Below are 20025 nucleotides of genomic sequence, written 5' to 3'. Positions count from 1 at the left end.
GAAGAAATCTCAGCCTTTTACCGCACCTGACATAACGCCTTTGATAATATACTTCTGGCAGATGAGGTAGAAGATAATAATTGGAAGAATGGCAAGAACCAAGCAGCCCATCATGGCACCCATTTCAACGGAACCATAGCCACCCTTCAAATACTGAACTGCAATCGAAACCGTCTTGTACTTGTTCAAGTCCAAGGTAAGGTACGGAAGCAGGAAGTCGTTCCAAATCCACATAGTTTGCAGAATAGACACAGACACAATTGCTGGTCGCATAATTGGAATAATAATCTGGAAGAATATGCGCGGCACAGAAGCGCCATCAATCATTGCAGACTCTTCAAGTTCTTGTGGTATTCCCTTAATTACACCAGTGAAAATAAACACTGCAAGACCAGCGCCGAAGCCTAAGTAGATAATCCACAAGCCCCATGGAGTGTTCAATCCGAGCTTGTTAGTGATGTCGGAAAGAGTGAACATAACCATTTGGAATGGCACAATCATGTTAAATAGGAACAGCACGTAAAGCATTACAGCGAACCAATTGTTGACTCTAACAATCCACCATGCGCACATTGATGTGCAAAGCAGAATTAAAATCACAGCTCCAACGGTAATTACTATAGTCCACCAGAAGCTCATTATAAGATTCGTGCGCTCAATACCTAGGGAGTAGTTACCAAGCCCAATAAACGTTTTTGGATCAAAGCTAAAAGGCTCGCTAGCAATATAAATCTTCGACTTGAAGGAATTTATAAAAACTATAGCGATTGGGAAAATCCAAAGTAAGCTTACGACGGTAAAGAAGATTGTCCAAAGTACCGGATGCTTCATTTTCTCGTTCATGCCACTACCTCCTTAGACCTAGTAAGCATATTCTGAATCAAAGCAATAACAGCTACAATCACGAAGAACACAACTGCTTTTGCCTGACCAACGCCTTCACCATTTGTACGCCCGTAGAAAGTGTTGAAAATGTTCAAAGCCAACATCTCAGACTTATGAGAAGGCATACCGTTCGTCAAAGCCAAGTTCTGATCGAATAGCTTGAAACCGTTGGTAACTGTTAAGAATGTGCAAACAGTAATCGAAGGCATCATAAGAGGTATTGTAATCTTAAACAGCGTTTGCATCGGTGTTGCGCCATCAACTGCCGCAGCCTCAATAACATCTCCTGGAAGAGCTTGCAAACCAGCAATATAAATAATCATCATATAGCCGATTTGCTGCCAGCAAATAAGCAGAACCAATCCCCAGAAGCCATACACGGCAGAATATGTAATAGAACGGCCGAAGTATGCCAAAATACCATTAAGTACCAGCTGCCAAACATAGCCCAACACAATGCCGCCAATAAGATTTGGCATAAAGAACACAGTGCGGAAAACGTTTGATCCACTGAACTTCTTAGTAAGCATATATGCAATTGCAAAAGCAATTACGTTAATAAGAACAGTTGTTACAACAGTAAACGCTATAGTGAACATTAGCGAATGAAGGAAATGAGGATCCTTAAACGCCTTAACGTAATTACGAATGCCAATGAATTTACTATCCGTAACAGCATGGAATCTAGTAAAACTCAAATACACGCCCATAATAAACGGCACAACAAAACCAATAATAAAAGCCGCAAATGTTGGCAAAGCGAATAACGCCCACCATTTACGTATTGCTTTTCCGCTCATACTAATCATGACTCGTCACTTTCTCCTCCTTGAGTGCGACGTCACCATAGACGTCGATGTCCGAACCAATATCTTCATTCTACTACATGAATGAGCGATGTCAAACGTTGTCATTTTCTTGCAAAGAATTTATAACAAATTGCAATTCTATAATTAAAAAATTGCTTGCTATCATTGGCTTTTTAACAAAATCTGCTAAAATGGAAACGGTTGCAAACGTTTGTTTATTACGAACCACAAAAGTTCGTATCAAACAACCTACACGATGCCGTGTTAAAACGTTTGGTGTATGGGAATAAAGGAGTTCACATGCCGGCAAATATTCAAGATGTTGCAGATAAAGCACACGTGTCTGTCTCTACCGTGTCTCGTTCATTTACACGCCCAGATTTAGTTTCAGCTTCAACTCGCAACAAGGTATTGGAAATCGCAGAAAAGTTGAACTTTTCTATTTCCAAATCTGCAGCAGCATTAAAATCCGGCCGAACTTTGCGCATAGCTTTACTTGTAAGCGACCAAATCCGCCTATGGTTCAGCGCATCTATTATTCAAGGTCTTAACCAAGTATTTCACAGCGCAGGCTACGATTTATCTATTTTCCAGATTTCTAGTAGTGAAGAGCGTAACGAATTTTTCACAATGCTTCCAACTAGACGAAACGCAGACGCTGTTGTTGTATGCTCTTTTGACGTAAACACTAACGAAATTGAACAGCTTAAAACTACAGGAGTGCCTATTGTTGGCATAAATTGCTTGCATCCTAAGGATTGTGATTTTGATGCAACTATTAATATTGACGATGATCAAGGCGCGCGGCTTATGGCACGTCACTTGATTGGATTAGGGCATCACAATATTGCATATGTTCGCACTACTCGCGATGTTTCACTACATTTCAGCGTTTTGCAACGTTATCATTCATTCATTGACGAGTGCAAAAAGAACGCTATTACGCCAATTGAGATTGTTGCTCCAGCTAATTTAGACAGAATAAGCGCTATAGTTTCTATGCTTCTTGGAAACACAACAATGCCAACTGCTATTGCTTGCCAGGAAGACGGGATTGCAATACCTCTTATGTTCCAGCTTGCTCGTAGCGGTTATGCAACTCCTAGCGATGTATCAATTATTGGTTTTGACGATAGTTTTTACGCTCACGAAACTGGTTTAACTACTATTAGGCAAGATCCGGTTGAGATTGCGGCAACTGCAGCTAAAATAACACTTTCGCTTATAAACGGTCAGGAAGTTGACAATCCTTATAGAATTGTGCCAGCTCAACTTATTGTGCGCTCAAGCACAGCTGCTTTATTAAGCGAGTAAATATTTTATTTTATTTAAGCAAGTAGCTTTTTATAATTCCTACCCACTATTTAAATAACAAAAATCCGCTAGGACTTAACACTAAACTGTGTCAGTATCCTAGCGGATTCGCTTACGTCACCTTTGCTTACTTACGTCAGAGGTGTAACGTTTATTAATTTATTTTAGATCACTCATCGTCTTCGTGAGCCTGAGCATATTCCTTAGCCCAGCCATCAACGAATGCGGTCTTAACCTTATCCCACTTGCCAGTGCCCTGAGCGTACTCAAGCAAAGCGGAGCCAAGATCGTTCTTCCAGTTGTCAGATGGCATGACGGTGAAGTTCCAGCTTACTGGGGTCTTACCGGACTTTGCATCCTCAACAGCTGCCTGAGTCAATGGGTTGTCGGACTTAATGTCTGCGAAGCTCTTGAATGGAGTTGTGAAGCCCATCTGCTTGGACAAAGCATCCTTACCTGCATCGGAAGTAAGCAGCCACTTCAAGAAGTCCTTAGTAGCCTTCTTGTTTGCGTCAGAAGCCTTATCGTTGATGCACCAGTAATTCTCAGAACCGGTGGCCAAGCCCTGCTTCTCTTCTCCCTTAGCACCAATGTAAATTGGGAGCATGCCAAGATCTTCAGCCTTCATACCAGCCTTGGAGAGGTCACCCCAAGCCCAAGTACCATTCTGATAGAACACAGCCTTGTTCTGGGAGAATTCAGCGTTTGCATCTTCACCAGTCTTGGAGCTGAGCTGAGTTGCAGGAGTGGTGGAATCATTGATGTAGAGATCGAAGATCTTCTTGTAACCATCAAGGAACGTACCCTTAACCTTTGCAGGCTGCTTGGTAACGTGATCTTCCTTGAACTCGTAGTACAGAGGAAGATTTGCAAGGTGGGTCTTGAAGCGCCAGTCAGAGCTGGAATCGAAACCTGCAGAAGTAAATGCACCATCAACACCGAGATCTGCCTTATGCTTCTGAATGTCGTCAGCAACAGCCTTCAACTTGTCGAAGGAGTTGATTTCTTCAGCAGACTTAACCTTAGCATCCTTAAGCTCGGTGTACTTCTTGAGCAAAGCCTTGTTGTAAATCAAGCCGTAGGTTTCCATTGCGTATGGAACACCAACAACCTTATCTCCATCCTTAAGAGCAATATCCTTGTTCTGAAGCTGGTTGTAAAGCTCGGTATCCTTCAAATCAGCAGTGTAATCTTTCCAGCTTGCGTAACCGACTGGACCGTTAATCTGGAAGAGTGTAGGAGCTTCGTCGCCCTTGCTGATTTCGCTCTTCAAAGACTGCTCGTATGTACCAGAAGCAGCGGTCTGAACCTTTACCTGAACGCCAGTCTTCTTGGTATATTCCTTAGCAACTTCCTTCCACTGGTTTGCAGCTTCTGGCTTGAAGTTCAAGAAGTAAACCTTACCCTTCTCAGCGGCTTTTTCGCTGGAAGAGGAACCGCAAGCTGCGAGAGCGCCAAAAGCCATCGCTGAGCAAGCTACCAGTGCAATTGTTGACTTAATCGTACGATTCATCATCGAACCTTTCTCGTATGCCGACAATCCCTTCATTGGACTGCCACACCACTAGGTGTCCTTATCGACAATACTTATTATGCCTCAAATATTTGAATATTGCAAACGATGGCATAACCTAAATTAACGCGTGTCGCCATAAAAACTGCACATAATAATATCTTTAATGAAATTGGAAGGTATTTTTGAAAATAATTAAAGGGATTACGCAACAATTTAGCAAACGATTGCGCAACCCCTTGAGGATTATAGTTCAAAACAAATTATTTAATTAAGCTAACTACGCCCATGAGCAATCTTATATTCCTTAGCCCAGCCGTTAACAAACGCGGATTTAAGAGTATCCCACGCCTTTTCAGCGCCAATAGAAGTCATACCGTCTTTTGTCGCTTGAGCGTATGTAAGCAGATCAGAACCAACATCGTCTTTCCAACCGTTAGATGGCATAGTAAGAAACACCCACTTAACAGGCACTTTGCCTGGCTTAGCAGTGTACTCAACAGCGGCCTGAACAAGAGGATTTTCTGCTTTAGGGAAACCTATGAAAGGAGTAGCAAAACCCATCTTATTAGCTAAAGCATCCTTACCATAATTTGAAGTAAGTAACCAACTAAGGAAGGCATTAGTAGCCTGCTGATTCTTTTTTGAAGCATTTTTATTAATGCACCAATAGTTTTCAGAACCGGTAGCCATGCCTTGCTTCTCTTCGCCCTTAGCACCAATGTAAATTGGGAGCATGCCAACATCGGCAGGCTTTATGCCAGCTTTTGAAAGATCACCCCAAGCCCAAGTACCATTCTGGTAGAACACAGCTTTACCAAGAGCAAACTCATAAACAGCATCCTCACCAGTTTTAGTGCTTAACTGACTTACAGGAGTTGTGGAATCAGAAATATAAAGGTCAAAAATCTTCCTGAAATTATCAACATAGTCGTAATTAATTGACTGAGGCTGACCATTAACGTTATTCTTAACGAATTGATAATACAAAGGCATATTTGCAAGATGCGTCTTAAAACGCCAGTCTGAGCTCAAATCAAAACCTGCAGACGCAAAAGCACCGTCAATCCCAAGCTCATCCTTGCGCTTTTGCAAATCGTCTGCAACAGCCTTCAACTTACCGAAAGAAGTTATTTGATCTTCAAAAGATTTTCCGTCTTCTTCCGGCTTCAACTTTGCATCTTTAAGATCCGCATACCTAGCAAGCAAAGCCTTGTTGTAAATCAAGCCGTAATTTTCAGTAACATATGGCACAGCAACCGGCTTACCGTTATCCATAAAAGCAAGATTTTTATTGCTAAGTTGCGTATAAAGAGGAGAATTAGTTAAATCAGCAGTGTAATCCTTCCAGTTAGCGTAGCCAACAGGACCGTTAATCTGGAATAACGTAGGCATGTCATCTGGCTTATTTGCATTTTTCTCTACTTCAGTTTTAAGTCTCTTTTCATACTGACCACCAGTTGGTGTAACTATGCTTACTGTAACACCAGTTTCATCCTTGTACTTTCTAGCAACTTCTTCCCATGCAGCAGTAGCTTCAGGCTTCAAATTGAAGAAAATAACCTTCCCATTAGCAGACCTATCGGTATTTGCGCCAAAAGACTTAGAAAAACCAAAAGCAGTAAACGCGCAAGCCGCCAAAACAGCGCAAACCACTAGCGCAATAATCGACTTAACTGAACGACTCATCATCGAACCTTTCCACACACTGCTAATCTCTTACGAACTAACTAATTACTGCTATTGAATACTGAATAAATCACAATAGTGAGCTAATATTACAGCAAACGCGAGACTCAAATATATAAATATCTTTGCAAAAAAAAATTTGCGCAAATCGCAATAAAATATCTGAAAATATCTGAAATTCTAAACTGTATTTCAGCAATTCCAATGCACAATCACATTGTCGCCTTTGTACTCGCCCAAAACAGAATAATGCGCAGTATCCATACGAAGAAGTCGCGCAAATTCAGGATTTACTCCAAGCCAGCGAGTAGTTAGTATGCGCAAAACATGAGCATGCGCAACCACAAGCACATTTTTACCCTGCTTAAGTTTAGGCATTGCAGCATCAATAACGCTTTGCGTGCGCTCTGCAACTTCTTGCAAAGTTTCACCAGACGTACGGTGCACTGAAACATTTTCGCCATTTGGCAAAGTTTCTTTAGCATCAGTAATCATATGCGCAGGAAGTGCTTTAGGGCCGTGCTTCCACACATCCCAAGCCTCAACTCCACTTAATTCAGCAATATCAGCGCGCGTGCGACCTTCTGCTGCCCCATAATCCCACTCAACAACCCCTTCACACAAAGTATATGGAGAATATCCAGCGCCCTGAGCTGTTTGCTGCGCGCGACGAAGCGGGCTAACAAGCACACAATCTGTATTAAAACCTTTCGGAAATTCCTTACGCAAACGCTCCCCAGCTTCTTTTGCTTGTTCAACACCAACTTCAGTAAGCGGCAAATCTGTGCGCCCAGTGTGTTGACCGGACACACTCCAAGCTGTTTGGCCGTGACGAAGCAGCACTAAACGTCCAAGTTCTTCACACTTTTCATCATTCGATTCTTGAGTGCCATTAGTTTGCATAGCTTCACATTCCTTTAGCGCGCCAAGTACCCTTCTATCGCGCCGGGCGCCGCACAGCACGACTGATTTTTACGTAAACAATTCTCAAAATGCATCCACACTGCTGCAAATCAAGATTACTGTTCTATGTTACCGCCAAAATTGGTATTTCGTTACCACTAACATAGAAAATATGACGCAATTATCATCGGCAAATAATAAATTCGCTCGCAATCATCGCGCAGCTCAAATTACCGTGCAACGACTTAATGCAGCGAATCATAAGATTGATGCGCTTCGCGAGCGCCGATTAAAAAACCCAAATACTTTAGGAGATTCGTTGCTTAAAGTCGCACTGCCTTCTTTCGCAACGTTTATTGCCGGGCAGATTGCGCACGTAATATGGAAAAAACATGTTGATACTCGAAAAATCAATTTAGACTCTAACAATCATCCTAACAATCTTTCTAAAGAAAAAATTGAGCAAAAGCAACGTGTTAAGCAAGAAGAGCCGTTGCTAATGTCTATTGGTTTTGCAGTATTTTCTGCGATTCTTACTACGATTGTTGGTCGCTTAGTAAGCAGCGGAACCTTATCTTATATTGCGCGAAGGCAAAGAAAGCGTCAATTTAGAAAAAATAAATTCTGATTTTGAACAAATGAACTGAGAATGCAAAAATAAGCGAAAAATAGTCAAACTAATAAGAAGACAATAAGAAAATAGTAAGGGATAAAAGCAACGTGCAAAACTTACGCCATAACGAAACTATTGATACTTTACTAAACCGCCGCTCTATTCGCGCTTTTTGCAACGAAGCAATTGACGAAGATACAGTCGCAACTCTTGAAACCGTAGCCCAGCGAGCCGCTTGCAGCCAGTTTTTGAACGACTGGTCAGCGATTAAAATTACGGATAACTCAATTAAGCAGAAGCTTTCCGAAATCGGCAATCAAACATATATTGCCACTGCTCCGCTGTTGTACGTTTTTATTATCGACCAACACAGAAACGCTGCAATCGCGCAAAAAAATGGCATCGACACCAGCAGCGACGAGTTCATGCTTAAAACTCGTTACCGCTTTACTCAAGCACAAAATGACGTTATTTTAGCCCTTCATGCCATGGAAACTGCCGCGGAATCTTTGGGACTTGGTTGCGTAATTCTTGGTTCAATTTTGAACAGTAGAACTCAGCTTATTGATATTTTGAATTTGCCTGAATACACGTACCCTGTGCTCGGCTTGGCAATTGGTAAGCCTGCGCAAAATCCGGAATTAAAGCCGCGAATGAGCGCTAACATGCAGATTTTTGAAAACACTTACCCTGCTGACGACGCTGAATTATTAGAAAATCTTGCTGATTTCGACAATCGCGTGCATCAATATTACGATTTGCGAAACACTAGCCGACCGGTTGATGCTTTTAGTGCGCAAATTGTTGCGTTAGCAACTGATAATAGCGCGAAAAAGCATGAGGCAGAGGATGTTGAGCAAGTTGCAAGGCAAGGTTTTAACGTTGCGTAATTAGCTCCGCCTTAACTTAGCACAACTTTAACTTAGCGCCGTCTTGGCTTGTATCCGCGTTTTCTAGATTTCGGCTTCGCGCTTGCAGACGGCGAGCGCATATCGGAATACATGCGATCTACCGGATTCTTATGCGTCAAATGCCAGCATCCGCAATATTCGCAAGCGTAAACCCATAACTGTGTTCCGCGCTCTCGTAAATTTTGCTCCGCCGCCATAAGAGCCTGCCCTTTATTCTTATACATGATTTTTTGGGTAGATTCGCAGCGCCTCGGAGTAAAGAAATACATAGCCTTTATGGTATCAAACCGCTTAACAGAGCTTATGCAAGACGTACGCAATAGCGTAAATCACGCATTATTCCTAAACTTAAGCCACAAAACACATTCACAAAAGTTCAAAATAAATTCAATTTCTTATACTTTAGTTCAATTTTTCTACTATTTTTCGTCATTTTTTGAAAAACTACTATACAAAAACAATTTCAGCGACTATTATTGGGCAAATAATTCAATTTAATACTTATATTTTGAACTTTATTGTGAACTTGTTCAATTTATAAATGCTGGTTTTACGAGAAAGACAGATTATGGCACAGAATTTTGCTGACGAGCTTAAGAAAGCTATGAAACGCAAGGGATACAAGCAGATTGACGTAATCGAGCTTGCATCAAAAAACGGCCATAAACTTGGCAAAAGCCAGTTAAGCCAGTATTTAAGCGGCAAAACTGAGCCTCGCAAAGACGTGCGTAACATGCTTGCTGAAATTCTTGGAATCAGCGGCGACGGGATCAAAGGCGGTCATTCTTGTACAAAAATCGAGCAAAACTGCCAGTCTGCAGAAGAATCACAATTAAATCAGCCACAGCTTACAGAAGCTGAACTTTCACAAACACTCAAACATAGAAACTTCAACAAATCCACAAAACTCGAACACGTGCTTTACGACGTTCGCGGTCCTGTTGTTGAAGAAGCAAACCGTATGGAAGCAAATGGAACGCATATTTTAAAGCTCAACATTGGAAATCCTGCGCCTTTTGGCTTCCGCGCTCCAGACGAGGTAATTTACGACATGCAGCAGCAGCTTATTGACTGCGAAGGCTACTCGGATAGTCGCGGACTTTTCTCTGCGCGCAAAGCAATTATGCAATACGACCAGCTCAAGGGCATTCCAGGCGTGCAAATGGAAGATATTTACACTGGCAACGGTGTTTCCGAGCTGATTAACCTTTCTATGCAAGCGCTGCTTGATTGCGGCGACGAGATTCTTATACCAAGCCCAGATTATCCGTTGTGGACTGCGTGCGCGAGCTTGGCTGGCGGCACTCCTGTGCACTACATGTGTGACGAAAAGTCGCATTGGTATCCAGATATTGCCGATATTCGCTCTAAAATCACGCCTCGCACTAAAGCAATCGTGATTATTAACCCGAATAATCCTACGGGCGTGCTGTATAGTCGCGAAGTTTTGGAAGAGATTGTTAAGATTGCGCGCGAGTTTAATCTGATTATTTTTGCGGACGAGATTTACGACCGTCTTGTTATGGACGGCAAGAAGCATATTTCGATTGCTTCTCTTGCTCCAGACGTGTTCTGCGTAACTTTTAGCGGACTTTCTAAGTCGCATATGATTGCTGGCTTCCGCATTGGTTGGATGAGCCTTTCGGGAGATAAATCCAAAGCTCGCGACTACATTATGGGACTTAACATGCTGTCTAATATGCGTTTGTGCTCGAACGTTCCTGCACAGTCGATTATTCAGACTGCTTTGGGCGGATACCAGAGCGTTGAAAAGTATTTGGAGCCGGGTGGGCGCGTGTACGAGCAGCGCGAGTACTGCTATAACGCACTTCAGGAGATGGATGGCGTAAACGTTGAGCGACCGGATGCTGCTTTCTACATGTTTGTAAAACTTGATCCTGCTCGCTACAACATTCACGACGATGAACAGTTTGCGCTTGATTTGCTTCGCGATCAGAAGTTGCTGATTGTGCACGGAAAAGGCTTTAATTGGCAAACTCCAGGCTACTTCCGCGTAGTCTACTTGCCGCGCTTGCAAACGCTTCGCGATGCAATGGGCAAACTCTCCAGCTTCCTCTCCTACTATCGCCAGTAGCCGCAACCCCTACCTATAAACTGCAATAAAACACTCATTTCACTCGCAGTCCAGAAAAAGGTGTATATCAAAAGGCATATATTATTCAGAATATGAAAGAAAGAAAAGTAAGAAGAGTAAGCAATGAACGCTGTAGCACGAGTACGATCGGGTTTGATTATATCCGTTTTATCGCTTAATGCTTTTCTTTTAACGAGCTGTAGATTTGGCGTAAGCCTATATCTTTTAATACATGTCGACTTATCTCACGCAGCGCTTAACGCAGTGTCCGTAGCACTTATGACCTGCGTAGCGGCACCGCTTGGCGGAATTATTGCAGATAAATATCCACCAACTAGATTGTTTATAGCACTAACGTTTTGTTTTGCCTTGTTGTGTACTGGATACGGTTTCGCTTTAGTAGCACAGCATAATCTTATTGCTATTACGGTTACACTACTCGGCATAATATTCGGGTTCTTTACCGCATTTTCTTCGCCTAATCAAAAAGTATTGATGGCGTATAGTGCACCAACTGGCGAAAAAACCAAGTTTTTGGCAAGCATGCGTATGTGGATTAATCTCAGCAGGCTTGCTGCACCTGCGATTACTGGCATATTTGTTGATATATGTAATCCGCTCATTTTCTTTACGAGCATTGCTATTGTGATGATACTAGCGGCGCTACCTCTACTGTTAGTTAATCTAAACCAGCAAGCACAAAATAGCTCAAACAATACGAAGACAGGAAGCAATAAAACTGCTGGTTTTGCAGCTTCTCTACACTATATGAAATCTACACCATGGTTAATAGTCTTAGGAGTAGTATCAGCATTACAATCTGGATCATGGCTTGCTGCATTCAGACTAATGGGAGCACACCATTGTCTCACACTTTTTCATTCGGCATCCACGTGGGGGTCAATAGTCAGCATATTTAACATTGGCATGATTGTAGGTTCGCTATTATGCAAATATATTGTGCTACATTATGAGATTTTATACTCTATTTTATTACCTGGGTTCCTTTCTATTCCTTTACTTATTTTCGCACTTAATAATTGGATTGCTCTTTTTCTTTGCTCTGCTTTCATTGCAGGTATTATTTTTGACGCCACTATTGTCTATGGGCAAACAGCTCTTCTCGATGGCATACCAACACACATTCTCGGCGCAACTACTACTTTTACTTCTATTATGGAGCAATGCGGCATTATCGTAGGGTATGCAAGCGTACTAGCATGGGGAAATCTAAATTCATCATTATTCATAATGATTGCTTCTGGCGTAATACTTGTTTCAACAGGTATAGCCTTATGGATTATTCAAGCTCGTAAACAAACATACCCATCAATGCTTACCAAAGATTATTGGACACCATCAGCATGGGTAAAAAGAAGCATATAACAAGCTATTTAGTGCGAAAGCACAATAAAGCTATGCAAATGCAATTACATCACAGGACAATTAGTTTGCACATCCTGTTGGAATCCTGACGGATCTCCTAGTTTTGCTTTACGCATATGCTCTTTGAAAAAGTTTCGCGTTGCATCATCACAACGGTCTGGACCCATAAACGGCATGCTAGGCACTTTTTCGAGCTCATGCAAAGCTTTACTTGCCGCTTGCTCATCACTAGCATACGTGTCTAACCATTGCCGTTCCCAAGCACACTGATAATAATTAGATGCTTGCGTATCACCATATCCACTCTGGAACTGGCTGTCTTTTTCTTCTCCAACCAAGTTTGCAGGAGCTTTATATTTTTCAGGCCAACTAAGCTTTGCCACAGATTCCTGATACTCCTTCTCTATATGAGCAAAATCAACAGTCTCTATAGACGAACTATTTTGCGATCGCGCACCATCCACACCACTCACATTATTGTTGCCTATTCCTCCACACGCATTAAGCATAAGAAGCGCACTAAGCACACCAACAATAAGAGTTGCTTTACCAATAGTATGATTATTCATTATTCCTTCTTTCTTATTTTTTGAAAATTAACGCAATGCTAATGCTGGCTGTAAACGCGATGCTTTTATTGCCGGCACCACACTTCCAGCAAGCGCTGTAATAAAAGCCGCAATAACAGCTCCAATAGCAGCTTCATATGGGTAAACTGGCGGACTAACTGGGCTTGCTGCATCCCAAAAACTTGATGCTATAGACACAAGACCAAAAGAAACAGCAACAGCAGCAATCGAAACTATTAGTGCTAAAATAATCGCACTGCCTAACACGAGTGAAGCAATCGACCATTTAGTAGCACCCAAAGCTCTGCGTATAAGCAGTTCATGCGTGCGCTGCTCCAACGATGCTAAACCAATATTGATTAAACCTAGCGCGGAAACAAAAAGCAATAATGCTGCTACGATAGCAAAACTTAATTGCAATACTATTATCACATTCTCGTAATCATCACTATTATCATGTCTTCTAATTTCGTTTACTTGTCCACCACAACAGTCGTAAAGAGCATCTGAAACATAAGATTTAATTGATTTTTGAGGACGATTTTCTTTATTCAACCAGTAAATTGAGCCTTGAGCTTCTTTTCCAGAATATTCCCAAAGAGTTGGAGCGTAACGTAATAATCCTAGAATATTCACGTATACTTTTGCTGAGTCTACGCCATCGTTCACAACTCCAACAATCTTTATAGGACTCATTTGTGTTGTTTTGCGAGAAGTAATAAATGCTACTTCACCAATCTTGTATCTTTTGCTAGCAGATTGGTTTACTACCATTTCTAATGCGTTGCTTTTATCGCTATTACTAAACCATCTTCCACTTACAATAGGTAAGTTATAAACTTTGTTGTATCCTGCCGTAGTGTAAACAGCGTCAACATATTGAAGATTGCTGGTTTTATATTCTTTGCTTATTTTTACACTCTTCGAGGCTGGCATAGAAGTGCTAAACAGTAGTCCAGTGTTTGGTTGTAGCATAACGTTAGCATTACGGTTTGCGGATTCAATGCGATTTAAGAATTTGTCAAATACTGAATATTCGTCAAAATTTTGTGCTGAAAAAGTAATCTCGTATGTTGGTCTACGACCGTTTAGCTGTTCGTTAGTTGCAATAAGATAGTCCTTACCAACCGTGCCAATAAGCACTGACGCAATAACAGCAATGATGCCGATAAACATTGAAAAACCTGTGAGGAAGGATCTCATAGGAGACAGGCGCAAATCTTTAAGCAGCATAATCATAAAGAACACCGCCTTCCATAGTAAAAATGTGAGAGCAAGAACGAGCTACTTTCATATCATGAGTGACTAATAGTAATGTTGTTCCAGATTCTTGAACACGATCATGCAACACTTGAAGCACTTTTTCTCCCGTACTACTATCGAGCGCACCAGTTGGCTCATCGCAAATAAGTAATTCGGGATTAGTAACGAGAGCACGCGCAATCGCGACTCTCTGCTGTTCACCGCCTGATAGCCTTCCAGGGTATTCGTTTAGTTTATCTTGCAATCCAACAGCACATAATGCTTCTTCTATCGTTTTTCTTCTTGTCTGCTTGCTTTGTTGTAGTCCTGCGTATAAAAGCGGCAACTCAACATTTTCTCTAATGCTTAAATGCTTAATGAGAGAATAGTTTTGGAAAACAAAACCAATATTTCGAGCGCGCATATGCGATACTGTATTATCACTACACTTTTGGATTGACTTGCCAGAATAATAGTATTTTCCAGTAAAATTTTTATTCAAAAATCCAATAATAGAAATAAGACTCGTTTTGCCGGAACCAGACCTGCCAACTACCGCGTATGTTTCACCTTGATTAAGTAACATAGAGGCAGAGTTAACAGTGGTAAGCCATTCGCCATTGCCTAGTTTTACACGCGCTGACACGTCTTGTAGTTCAACTAGTGGAACAGGATTGTTCTCCATAATCATTGCACTCCTGGAATGAGATCAGGAGAAACACCTGCTACGACATCACCCTCATGCAAGCCAGACGTAATTTCAATATTAGCGCCGTCACTGATTCCAAGACCAACTTCTTTACTCTCCCAATTATCGCCTTTTTTGTATGAGACTAAGCCTTTTTGAACTCTTCCAGCAACCGCACTAACAGGCAGAGTTAGAACTGATTGTTTATGCTTGCCATTAAAAACAAGCGTCGCATTTTGACCTGATTCTACTTCTGCGCTTTTATCTATTAAACACGTTAAAACTTTTGACGATACACTAGGTGCACTTTGCGCGCTCGACTCATCTGTTTGAGTCGAATCAGCATTATCATTCTTGCCACTACCCGAAGCTGCAATATCGGTAGAAGTTCCACCGCTTTGTACTATTTGCAAACAATTGGTTGGTCCAACACCGTCTTCAACTTGGAAGCGACCTTTAACATCTGTAATATCCGAAGAACGAAGTAAAGCTTTTGCATTAAGGCTTATTGAAAAACCTTCATATTTAAGAGTGAATAGCGGGAAAGATTTAGGCACGTCCGCAGATGATTCAGCTACTGACACAACTTTAGCGTCTACGGGAGCAATAATTTTGTTACCAGCATTGTAGCCTAGAACACTTCCAGCTTTTACAACACTTCCTGCTTTTACCGATGGAGAAAAATTCCCTCTACTTACAGCAGTGATAACAAAGGTAGACGATTGTTCTATTGCTGCTTTACCCGACACAACTTGTGTTAAAGGCTGTTTTTTGACTGAAACAAGTGGAACTGAATCATGTGATGCCTGCTGCTGACTATTATCAACTGCTCTACCAGAGCATGCAGTAAGCAAACACACTGGCAGAGCAGCTAACAAGAATACTTTCGTAAACTTACGCATAACACAAAGCTCCTTACTCTCCAAACTCGTAAACGCATAGGATGCGTCGAAACAAGCCTCTCAAACTGATCCAAAATAAATAAAGGGCTCGGCAATGCTGCAATTAACGCTTTTATGATTACCACTTCATTTAGAATTTCAGCTTTTGGTTAATAGCTTATAATCGCCGTAAAGAGTTTGCATCACACTAAATGATGATTTTATTTATGATTTTTGGAGCTTGCATAATACCAGAGAATGATTTATTTTGCATAGAGTTTATACACTACCGAGCGACTTACTTGCGCATAGCCTCAACCACATTGTGATTAAATCACTAAGCTTTAAGCGAACTTATTCGCCGCGGAGCAACCCCCGTAAGCTCCAATCAACTACCTTTATACAATCTGCTTTGTAAAGGTTTTCCTAGACAAGATATTCATCATACAAATTCAAGTATTATTATTACTTAAATAATGCTTTTCTAAAGGAGCAGTATGATAGCAAAGCGTATTACTGTTGGCATTGTTGATGATGATTGTTTTTGTCTACACGGCCTAAAAACATATATTGAACAGGTTGTTCCGTCCTGCAATATTTGCTGGTTATCCGCGCACGCCGATCAAGCAATTCAATTTTGTCAAAATCAATGCCCAGACGTGCTGCTAATTGACATGTATATGTCTGGGGTTTCGGGAATTAAAATATTATACGAATTGCGAAGAAGATACTCACTCCCAATAATAATTGCTATAACTTCATTCCCTATCAACGATTATGCTTTAAAAGCATCAACAGCAGGCGCGCAAGGCATTGTTGGAAAGAACCACCCAGAAACTATTTGCGCCATGCTTAGCAGTATTGCCCATGGCACGTTCAAGCCACAAATAATAGGCGATTTTCATTTTGACGACACGACGACAGCATTTCAACGTTTGCAAAATAAGCCAAAAAATGGACGCCTTGCTTTAACGGATCATGAGACTGAAATTGTAAAGTTGTGCAGTAAAGGAATGACTAATGCGCAAATCGCTAAACGTTTATTTGTTGAAACTTGTACTGTGGAAACTATCCTTCGTCGCGTGTTCAAAAAATTGAATGTGACAAATCGTTCACAACTTATTACCACATGGCTGCATGATGAATATTTAGGAATATGATACACAATGATTATTTTCTTAATGCGTCGTTTGCGAGAAAAGATTATTGACAATAAAACATTTTTACTATTGGGATGTTTGTCGAGCGCAATGGATGCATATATTTACTCAAATAGCGACAATAGCACAATACAACTTGTCATAGTTTACATGATTCTTGCTGCTATAAATTTGTTTCTTTGCTTGCTCCCGCATTTTATGAGCATGTGCTATATTTTTGTACACCTCAGCATTCTTGTTATTCCTAGTCTGAATCTTCCACCAGTAACTTTCGGGCTCATCATATCATTTGTTTTTATTTCGTATTTATATCCGATTCAATTTACACTACCTTTATTCTTAGTAATAGATGCATTACACTACGTTGCATACCGATACTTATCAACTTTGTCTTTCAAGTATCTTATTGCTTACCTTTTAATAAATATATTTTGCGTTTGCACTGGTATTATTTTGCGCATTTCTCACCAAAAAATGGTTCTTTATGAAAAAGATAAGCAAACAATTAATAATCTTCATCTGGCTGTGCGAATGCACGATAGATTAACTAATAAGATTGCAGATATTGCACTACAAAGTAAAATAGCATTACTTGACAAGTCTATTTCTAAAAAACAGCGAAGTGCTATTGAGGCAATAAATGATTTGGCAGATCAGGCTTTTGAAGAAGGTCATAATATTATCGACATTCTACGTGGAAATACTGCTAAGCAAGATGCTCGAAGCGAGTTTATTCAGCACATTGAAGATACACTACAAATGAACGACTCAATCAATACATCTTGTGGATTAAAAGGAAGATCCATATGCAATATATCTAGTAACGATATTCCTGAAAATATTAACGATGAAATCATCTGTGAAGTTATTGAATTAATCGAAGAACTATATTTGAACATGCGAAAATATGCTTCTTTAGTTTATTACATCAGAATTTCGATACGTAAAAAACAAATTGTTATAAAACAGTTCAATGTTCGATTTTTGGACAGGAAAAGTAAAGATGCAATTCGTTCAGTATCTCAAAAAGGACTTCTGCTTCATCGCGATACAATAAAGCATTTAGGCGGTTCACTCTATTTTCGAGCCTTTGGTAAGTATTGGGAATGTAATGCAATTATACCTTTAAAAAATAAACATAACTATATAGATAGTATGCCTTACTGATTCAGTTTAAAAGATTAATGAATCTTAAACAGTTTTAGATAGTAATTATTTGTAAAGGTTTTCATATACAAGATATTGTTTACCTTTTAGCACGCCATTAATTTATAAATTGTCAAGGTTTGATATACACAATTATTTTCTTGTATTAGAAGGAGAAGAATATGAGTAATTTAGAAGATACAAAAGCACAAATTCCATCCGTATTTTGGACAATAGCCAATGGCGTATTTCTTGCTAGCGGAATTGCGCTGATTGTAATGCGTAATGATTATCTATGGGGAGTGCCTCAAATTATCGCTGGATTATTTGGTCTTGCAACCATGTTTCTCATTAAAAAACCGTGGTGCGCGCAACTATATTTTATAGTATCTTCACTAGCCGTAATAGCAAATGGGCTTATGGAAATATTCGGCATAATCCACGGATCTGGATACGGTTATGTTCCGCTGATTATTGGCATAATTGTGCTTCTATTTATAGGCCTTGACAAGGATGAAAGTTCAAAAGCTCTTGGAATTGCCAAGAATAAATAAAAGCATTAGACTGCGATTTTATAACATAAAAAACATATCACAATTTTCAAAGGTCAAGTTGTAGCCACACATCCTACGGCTTGACCTTTACTTATTTATCCGTTATTGATTTTTTTGCATAGAGTTTATACACTACCGAGCGACTTACTTGCGCATAGCCTCAACCACATTGTGATTAAATCACTAAGCTTTAAGCGAACTTATTCGCTGCGGAGTAACCCCCGTAAGCTCTGCAACATCACGAACCGTCAAGCCCTGATTCCTTAGTATGCGAACCGTTTCACGCATAAGCATAGATGCCTCTTGCTGCGTTTTTATAGCTGCCGATTTTGCATCTAATTTATCAATTAAGTAAATAGGCATTGCATATAAAAATCGTATAAATCTATAACCGCAATGTGCGCACTTCTATCTGATATTTTCCAAAGTACTTTGGGTTTTGCAAGATAGATTGGTTTTTGTGGAACTACTTTTCTTGCGCAAGTTCGATTGGCGGATGCTCCGCGCGGAAAGTATTTACGTGCGCTTCAGACGCATACCCCAGCGCAAAACCAGTAATCAGCGCATACTCCGGCGGAATGTCGAATACTTCGTCAAGCGGTGAACGCCACGTGGCAAGAACGCCAAGCGGGCATGAATCTACGCCTTGCTCTTTAGCAGCCAACATTAACGTTTGCAGCATAATTCCAGCATCCATCGCAGAAAACGGCAGAAAATCACGGCGCACAAGCACAAATCCCATAACTGGTGCACCGAACGCCTGGAAGTTGCGCAAAGTGTGAGCATTCCGAGCAGGAAAATCTTTGCGATCAATATTTAAATGTTTATACAACGCCAACCCTAAACGCGCACTGCGCTCTTTAAGTGACTGCGGATACGGAGCCATTACAGGAAAATCTCCATCCGGCTGGCTCATTTTCTGGGCTATAAGGCGCTCTTCTTCTCTAAGGGTAGCGTCTTTAGTACGAAACATTGCTTTGCATTTTTGCGTATATGCATCAATAAGCTGCTGCTTTAGTTCCCCTTGAGCAATAGCTAGCATGTATCCACGAGTGTTAGACCAGCTCGGAGATTGTGCAGCTGTTTGCAAAATAGTTTCAAGAATTTTAGAATCGACTGGTTTATTTAGAAAATCACGTGCAGAAAATCGCGACTTTGCGAGTGCTTCAAAAGTTTGTGTAGTCATGCTTTTAGTATATCGCACCAAATACGCACGCAGTATTTTCTCGAGTTTGCGCGACGACCTGCCGAAGCGCTGCGATTTAGCGCGCGCTGGCCATTCTTCGGACACTGGTGCAGTACGTTTTCTGCGCGCGTGTCTCTGTTGTCTGTTTTGACGTTATTTTGGAACATTCTCCTTAGTTTTTCTCCGGCGTTTGTTGTTGTTTTGGCGTTATATGGAAACATTTGCCGTAAGTTTATGCAAGCGTCTCGAGGATTACAGATAACAGTAGTGTGAGAATAAAAAAGCGGGGAACAATCAAGTTCCCCGCTAGAAAGAATAATGCGGCAGCGTGCTAGTCTCCCACACCCTATCGAGTGCAGTACCCTCGCCGTGTCAGGCCTTAGCTTCCGGGTTCGGAATGGGACCGGGCGTCTCACCTGAGCCATGACCACCGCAAAACTATATTATACACTCACAAACCGTGAGTGGCAACGTGGCGGTT

Annotated in this window: 19 protein-coding genes, 1 rRNA gene and 1 pseudogene; 8 read left to right on the top strand and 13 right to left on the bottom strand. The window is 41.0% G+C overall.

Annotated elements, in window-relative coordinates:
- Positions 1-9: 9 nt before the first annotated feature.
- Positions 10-843: a carbohydrate ABC transporter permease gene (locus tag HXT52_RS00475; RefSeq protein WP_308582622.1), complete on the bottom strand. Its 834-nt coding sequence runs from the start codon at positions 841-843 to the stop codon at positions 10-12.
- A complete protein-coding gene (locus HXT52_RS00470) occupies positions 840-1694 on the bottom strand; it encodes a carbohydrate ABC transporter permease (RefSeq protein ID WP_375169235.1) in 855 nt (284 codons plus the stop codon). Before HXT52_RS00470 ends, HXT52_RS00475 begins: the two co-directional genes overlap by 4 nt.
- Positions 1695-1994: 300 nt before the next feature.
- Between HXT52_RS00470 and HXT52_RS00465 the strand changes: the two genes are divergently transcribed.
- Positions 1995-3008 carry a LacI family DNA-binding transcriptional regulator gene (locus tag HXT52_RS00465; protein WP_119521540.1) on the top strand — a complete coding sequence of 338 codons (1014 nt, stop codon included), beginning with the start codon at positions 1995-1997 and terminating at the stop codon, positions 3006-3008.
- Positions 3009-3177: 169 nt separating this feature from the next.
- On the opposite strand, the gene HXT52_RS00460 is transcribed toward HXT52_RS00465, so the two are convergent.
- From HXT52_RS00460 to HXT52_RS00450, 3 genes are all read right to left on the bottom strand, one after another.
- The gene (locus tag HXT52_RS00460) at positions 3178-4524 is read right to left on the bottom strand and encodes an ABC transporter substrate-binding protein (protein ID WP_032841747.1); all 1347 of its coding nucleotides are present in this window, start codon (positions 4522-4524) and stop codon (positions 3178-3180) included.
- Between the two features lie 273 nt (positions 4525-4797).
- Complete coding sequence (locus HXT52_RS00455; RefSeq protein WP_421775934.1) at positions 4798-6213, bottom strand: ABC transporter substrate-binding protein; 1416 nt, start codon at positions 6211-6213, stop codon at positions 4798-4800.
- A 189-nt stretch (positions 6214-6402) separates the two neighbouring features.
- A complete protein-coding gene (locus tag HXT52_RS00450) occupies positions 6403-7113 on the bottom strand; it encodes a histidine phosphatase family protein (protein ID WP_410314717.1) in 711 nt (236 codons plus the stop codon).
- Between the two features lie 172 nt (positions 7114-7285).
- On the opposite strand from HXT52_RS00450, the gene HXT52_RS00445 reads away from it, so the two are divergent.
- Together HXT52_RS00445 and HXT52_RS00440 are read left to right on the top strand one after the other, a co-directional pair.
- On the top strand, positions 7286-7741 hold the full coding sequence (locus HXT52_RS00445; protein ID WP_421775933.1) for a DUF4235 domain-containing protein: 456 nt from the start codon (positions 7286-7288) through the stop codon (positions 7739-7741).
- A gap of 92 nt (positions 7742-7833) precedes the next feature.
- On the top strand, positions 7834-8616 hold the full coding sequence (locus HXT52_RS00440) for a nitroreductase family protein (protein WP_421775932.1): 783 nt from the start codon (positions 7834-7836) through the stop codon (positions 8614-8616).
- A gap of 32 nt (positions 8617-8648) precedes the next feature.
- On the opposite strand, the gene HXT52_RS00435 is transcribed toward HXT52_RS00440, so the two are convergent.
- On the bottom strand, positions 8649-8906 hold the full coding sequence (locus HXT52_RS00435) for a hypothetical protein (protein WP_421775931.1): 258 nt from the start codon (positions 8904-8906) through the stop codon (positions 8649-8651).
- Between the two features lie 299 nt (positions 8907-9205).
- On the opposite strand from HXT52_RS00435, the gene HXT52_RS00430 reads away from it, so the two are divergent.
- Both HXT52_RS00430 and HXT52_RS00425 read left to right on the top strand, forming a co-directional pair.
- Positions 9206-10732 (top strand): aminotransferase class I/II-fold pyridoxal phosphate-dependent enzyme, encoded by a 1527-nt coding sequence (locus HXT52_RS00430; RefSeq protein WP_421775930.1) that lies wholly within the window; start codon positions 9206-9208, stop codon positions 10730-10732.
- Between the two features lie 123 nt (positions 10733-10855).
- On the top strand, positions 10856-12118 hold the full coding sequence (locus tag HXT52_RS00425) for an MFS transporter (protein ID WP_375169229.1): 1263 nt from the start codon (positions 10856-10858) through the stop codon (positions 12116-12118).
- A 44-nt stretch (positions 12119-12162) separates the two neighbouring features.
- Here HXT52_RS00425 and HXT52_RS00420 read toward each other — a convergent pair whose 3' ends face one another.
- From HXT52_RS00420 to HXT52_RS00405, 4 genes are read right to left on the bottom strand one after another with little or no spacing between them, the layout of a single operon-like run.
- Entirely contained in the window at positions 12163-12687 is a 525-nt protein-coding gene (locus HXT52_RS00420) for a hypothetical protein (RefSeq protein WP_375169228.1), read from the bottom strand.
- A gap of 27 nt (positions 12688-12714) precedes the next feature.
- On the bottom strand, positions 12715-13926 hold the full coding sequence (locus HXT52_RS00415) for an ABC transporter permease (RefSeq protein WP_421775929.1): 1212 nt from the start codon (positions 13924-13926) through the stop codon (positions 12715-12717).
- Complete coding sequence (locus tag HXT52_RS00410; protein WP_375169226.1) at positions 13910-14620, bottom strand: ABC transporter ATP-binding protein; 711 nt, start codon at positions 14618-14620, stop codon at positions 13910-13912. The genes HXT52_RS00415 and HXT52_RS00410 overlap by 17 nt, the downstream gene beginning before the upstream one ends.
- Positions 14617-15519 (bottom strand): efflux RND transporter periplasmic adaptor subunit, encoded by a 903-nt coding sequence (locus HXT52_RS00405; protein ID WP_016637505.1) that lies wholly within the window; start codon positions 15517-15519, stop codon positions 14617-14619. Before HXT52_RS00405 ends, HXT52_RS00410 begins: the two co-directional genes overlap by 4 nt.
- Before the next feature lie 476 nt (positions 15520-15995).
- On the opposite strand from HXT52_RS00405, the gene HXT52_RS00400 reads away from it, so the two are divergent.
- The 3 genes from HXT52_RS00400 to HXT52_RS00390 all read left to right on the top strand — a co-directional run bounded on the left by HXT52_RS00400 (position 15996) and on the right by HXT52_RS00390 (position 18358).
- Positions 15996-16658: a response regulator gene (locus tag HXT52_RS00400; protein WP_421775928.1), complete on the top strand. Its 663-nt coding sequence runs from the start codon at positions 15996-15998 to the stop codon at positions 16656-16658.
- Positions 16659-16664: 6 nt separating this feature from the next.
- Positions 16665-17825 carry a histidine kinase gene (locus HXT52_RS00395; RefSeq protein WP_421775927.1) on the top strand — a complete coding sequence of 387 codons (1161 nt, stop codon included), beginning with the start codon at positions 16665-16667 and terminating at the stop codon, positions 17823-17825.
- Between the two features lie 161 nt (positions 17826-17986).
- Positions 17987-18358, top strand: coding sequence for a hypothetical protein (locus HXT52_RS00390; protein WP_004112863.1), 372 nt, complete (start codon positions 17987-17989; stop codon positions 18356-18358).
- Positions 18359-18541: 183 nt separating this feature from the next.
- Here HXT52_RS00390 and HXT52_RS00385 read toward each other — a convergent pair.
- The 3 genes and pseudogenes from HXT52_RS00385 to rrf form a co-directional block, all read right to left on the bottom strand.
- Positions 18542-18697, bottom strand: a pseudogene (locus HXT52_RS00385) (XRE family transcriptional regulator); the annotation flags it as partial.
- A gap of 127 nt (positions 18698-18824) precedes the next feature.
- A complete protein-coding gene (locus tag HXT52_RS00380) occupies positions 18825-19544 on the bottom strand; it encodes a nitroreductase family protein (protein ID WP_375169222.1) in 720 nt (239 codons plus the stop codon).
- Positions 19545-19862: 318 nt separating this feature from the next.
- A 5S ribosomal RNA gene (rrf, locus tag HXT52_RS00375) occupies positions 19863-19979 on the bottom strand.
- Positions 19980-20025: the final 46 nt, after the last annotated feature.

It is taken from the genome of Gardnerella sp. KA00288, from assembly GCF_049244085.1.
Lineage (GTDB): Bacteria > Actinomycetota > Actinomycetes > Actinomycetales > Bifidobacteriaceae > Bifidobacterium > Bifidobacterium greenwoodii.
Note: the sequence above shows the minus strand (reverse complement) of the source record. Positions and strands in the feature narration are given on the sequence as shown.

Coding starts and splice junctions, on each gene's coding strand:
- HXT52_RS00465 (WP_119521540.1), top strand. CDS start 1,995: ATGCCGGCAAATATTCAAGATGTTGCAGATAAAGCACACGTGTCTGTC.
- HXT52_RS00380 (WP_375169222.1), bottom strand. CDS start 19,544: ATGACTACACAAACTTTTGAAGCACTCGCAAAGTCGCGATTTTCTGCA.
- HXT52_RS00445 (WP_421775933.1), top strand. CDS start 7,286: ATGACGCAATTATCATCGGCAAATAATAAATTCGCTCGCAATCATCGC.
- HXT52_RS00460 (WP_032841747.1), bottom strand. CDS start 4,524: ATGATGAATCGTACGATTAAGTCAACAATTGCACTGGTAGCTTGCTCA.
- HXT52_RS00420 (WP_375169228.1), bottom strand. CDS start 12,687: ATGAATAATCATACTATTGGTAAAGCAACTCTTATTGTTGGTGTGCTT.
- HXT52_RS00450 (WP_410314717.1), bottom strand. CDS start 7,113: ATGCAAACTAATGGCACTCAAGAATCGAATGATGAAAAGTGTGAAGAA.
- HXT52_RS00390 (WP_004112863.1), top strand. CDS start 17,987: ATGAGTAATTTAGAAGATACAAAAGCACAAATTCCATCCGTATTTTGG.
- HXT52_RS00400 (WP_421775928.1), top strand. CDS start 15,996: ATGATAGCAAAGCGTATTACTGTTGGCATTGTTGATGATGATTGTTTT.
- HXT52_RS00410 (WP_375169226.1), bottom strand. CDS start 14,620: ATGATTATGGAGAACAATCCTGTTCCACTAGTTGAACTACAAGACGTG.
- HXT52_RS00395 (WP_421775927.1), top strand. CDS start 16,665: ATGATTATTTTCTTAATGCGTCGTTTGCGAGAAAAGATTATTGACAAT.
- HXT52_RS00415 (WP_421775929.1), bottom strand. CDS start 13,926: ATGATTATGCTGCTTAAAGATTTGCGCCTGTCTCCTATGAGATCCTTC.
- HXT52_RS00435 (WP_421775931.1), bottom strand. CDS start 8,906: ATGTATTTCTTTACTCCGAGGCGCTGCGAATCTACCCAAAAAATCATG.
- HXT52_RS00455 (WP_421775934.1), bottom strand. CDS start 6,213: ATGATGAGTCGTTCAGTTAAGTCGATTATTGCGCTAGTGGTTTGCGCT.
- HXT52_RS00405 (WP_016637505.1), bottom strand. CDS start 15,519: ATGCGTAAGTTTACGAAAGTATTCTTGTTAGCTGCTCTGCCAGTGTGT.
- HXT52_RS00430 (WP_421775930.1), top strand. CDS start 9,206: ATGGCACAGAATTTTGCTGACGAGCTTAAGAAAGCTATGAAACGCAAG.
- HXT52_RS00470 (WP_375169235.1), bottom strand. CDS start 1,694: ATGATTAGTATGAGCGGAAAAGCAATACGTAAATGGTGGGCGTTATTC.
- HXT52_RS00425 (WP_375169229.1), top strand. CDS start 10,856: ATGAACGCTGTAGCACGAGTACGATCGGGTTTGATTATATCCGTTTTA.
- HXT52_RS00475 (WP_308582622.1), bottom strand. CDS start 843: ATGAACGAGAAAATGAAGCATCCGGTACTTTGGACAATCTTCTTTACC.